This is a genomic window from Streptomyces sp. NRRL F-6492, assembly GCF_001280125.1.
In the GTDB taxonomy this organism is placed as follows: domain Bacteria; phylum Actinomycetota; class Actinomycetes; order Streptomycetales; family Streptomycetaceae; genus Streptomyces.
Map to the genome: position 1 here is coordinate 1 of NZ_LGEG01000079.1, position 2788 is coordinate 2788.

General features: G+C 77.2%; 2 protein-coding genes and 1 pseudogene. All 3 read right to left on the reverse strand.

What is annotated here, in order from left to right:
• Nucleotides 1-796, reverse strand: a pseudogene (locus ADL08_RS08810) (hypothetical protein); the annotation flags it as partial.
• Nucleotides 797-894: 98 nt separating this feature from the next.
• Complete coding sequence (locus ADL08_RS08815) at nucleotides 895-2064, reverse strand: beta family protein (protein WP_053641515.1); 1170 nt, start codon at nucleotides 2062-2064, stop codon at nucleotides 895-897.
• A 98-nt stretch (nucleotides 2065-2162) separates the two neighbouring features.
• Nucleotides 2163-2788, reverse strand: a 626-nt coding sequence (locus ADL08_RS08820; protein WP_199836975.1) for a fibronectin type III domain-containing protein, incomplete at its 5' end; no start/stop codon positions are given.

Below are 2788 nucleotides of genomic sequence, written 5' to 3' on the forward strand. Positions count from 1 at the left end.
GCACGGGGGCGGCGGGGTCGCCGTGATGGTCGAGGAGCTCGTCGAGGAGGGCGTCGGCCAGGACGAGGTGGGGGAAGGCGTCGGGGCCGGGGGCGTAGTGCGCGTACGGCCCGGCGAGCTGGGCGGCGAGTCCGGCGGCGGTCCACCGGTCCTGGAGCGCGGCGGCCACCTGTCCGATGCCGGTCGCGGCGGCGTGGTCCGTGAGCAGCGGCCCGATCGGCGGCGGCGCCTCGGCGTCCCGTACGTACGCGCGCGCGAGGGCCTCGGTGAGCAGGACGTCCGCGAGGGCGGTCCGCCCCATGAGGTCGGCCCGGCGCGCGCCGTCGGGGAGGGGCGCGCCGTCGAGGGCGGCGAGCCTGCGCCGTACGTCCTCGGGGTCGGTGAGGTCGGTGCCGCAGGTCCGCAGGAGGGAGGCGTACCAGCGGTGCCAGGTGAGGTTGCCGGGGTCGTTCATGGCCCGTTCGAAGTCGGGCGCGGCCTCCGCGACCACTCCGGCGATCCGCTCGGCGCGGTCCCCGTCGAAGCGGGCGGCGAGCGCCCCGAGCACGGCGGGGTAGAGCGCGAGCTCGCCGGGCGGCACGTACACGAACGTCGGCAGGTCCTCCACGAGGAGCTGGCGCGTCAGCTCGGGCGTCGGCTCGGGCACGCCCGACCCCCGGTCGGCCCCCCGCAGCGCGAGGAGTCCGAGCACCGCCTCGGCGGCACGCGCGAACGCGGGGTCGCGGTGCTCGGGTGCTCCGCCGACGAGTTCGAGGAACCTGTCGAGCCCGGTGTTGGTGAGAACGGTCTCGGCCACGCTTCCCAGGGTAGTTCCGGGTGGGTGGTTCCGGGCTGCAAGGACCAGGGGTCAGGTGTGTCGCCGCAGTTCGGGGGCGGTGGCGGGGAGGGCGGGCGTCAGGGGCTCCGGCGCAGTTCGCGGGCGGTGTGGGTCAGGTGCTGGATGTGGCCCACGCAGATCCAGACGTCCGGGTGGCCGGTGCCGGCGAGGCCCCTGCCGTCGGCGCAGGAGCGGAGCCAGCGGTCGCCCGCGCTGTACTCCGCGCCCCTGAAGTCGGGGGCGGTGACGATCTGGCGGGCGAGCGCGCGGACCGTGACGTGGTGGTCGGGCTCCGCCGGCACGCCGCCCACGAGGAAGGCGTGGGCGGCGGTGTAGCGCAGGGCGCCGCGGAACGGGTCCTCCCCCGTGTCGGAGACCCGGTCGGCGCTCGCCGCGTCGTGCGCCCCGTAGTCGCCGGGGACGATCCGCGGCGCGTGTCCGCCGGCGGTGCGGCGGAGCCGGCCGACGAGGTCCCGGTCGGCCCGGTGCGTCTCGGCGAGCGGTGCTACGGGGCCGTGGGGGTGGGCGCGGGGGAAGGACCCGGCGAGCAGGACGACGGTGCGCCAGGGATGCAGCGGGCCGAGGAGGTTCAGGGCGTGGAGCGCCGTGTCATACGCCCCGGGGTGCTCGTCGACGGCGCCCAGGTCGAGGAGGAGGTCCACGGGGCAGCCCGCGAACGCCGTCCGCTCCAGCAGGCGGCGGACGCCTTCGGCCTGGCTCTCGTCCGGGGGTGCGGCGGGACGGATCCGGAGGCCGAGGCCGCCGCCCTCCGCCCGGGCCGCCTCGGCGCAGGCGACCTGCTGCCAGGCGGGACGCTCGATGCCCGTCACCGGGCGCAGGGCGGGCAGGGTCGGGCCGAAGCGGAGGGAACGCGGCTCGCTCTCGACGTGTCGGGTGTCGACCCAGGCGGGCCGGCCGCGCTGCACGCGCGCGATGCGGTTGAGGGCGCGGTGCGTGTGGAGGCCGAGGGCGACGGGGTCGGGGTCGGGCGGGTGGGGCGCGCGGGACCCGGGGGTCCGCTCGCGGCCGACGCGGGGCGGGACGGTCCAGAGCGGCGTCACGGCGGCCCGGACCTCCGGCGCCAGCCGGTCGTACGCGTCGAGCGCGTTCGGCCGGGCGGGCAGCGCGGAGACGTAGACCGGTCCGTCGGTCGGTCCGGTTCTCGGTCCGGTTCTCGGTCCGGTTCTCGGTCCGAGTCGTGATCCGGCTCCTGGTTCGGTCTTCGGTCCGTTTCTCGGTTCGGTCATCGGCGCGCCCCCCGGCAGCCCGTCGCATCCCCTGTCCGCAGGGTGGGGGGTGACGGTTCCCGGCGAAAGGGTGCGATTTCGGCCAAGGGGCGCCGTGTTCAGCGCACGACCACCGTCCGGGGCGCCGAGAAGTCGCCCCAGGTGCCGTCGGGGAGCCGGGCGCGGAGGGTGACGGTGTAGCGGGTGCCCGGGGGGTCGGTGACCGGGAAGGCGTAGGTGGCGCGGCCGGGAGGTGGTGCGGTGCCCCAGACGACGGTGGTGGTGAAGCGGCCGTTGAGGTGGAGTTCGTGGTGGGTGACCGGGGCGCCCGTCTTCGGCGGCGTCCAGGTGAGGGTGATCTCGCCGCCCTTCGCCGCGGTGGCGGTGAGGTCGGTGGGGGCGGTGTTCGCGGGTGCGCCCGGGGCCGGGGCGGTGGTGAGGTCGACCGCGTTGCTGTCCGGGGAGGAGTTCTCGGCGGCGTCGCGGGCGCGGACGGTGAACGCGTAGGCGGTGCCGGGGCGCAGTCCGGTGAGGCGGGCGTCGGTGGCGGTGCCCGGGACCGTGTGGACGCGGGTGTCGGCCTGGTAGACGTCGTACGCGGTGACCCGGGTGTCGTCCCGGGCCGGGGACCAGCGGAGGGCGGCGGCGCGGCTGCCGTCGGGGGTGACGCGGAGGCCGGTCGGGTCGGTGGGGGGCGTGCGGTCCTCGGCGGCCGCCGGGAGGGTGGTGGCGGTGACGGTGGCGC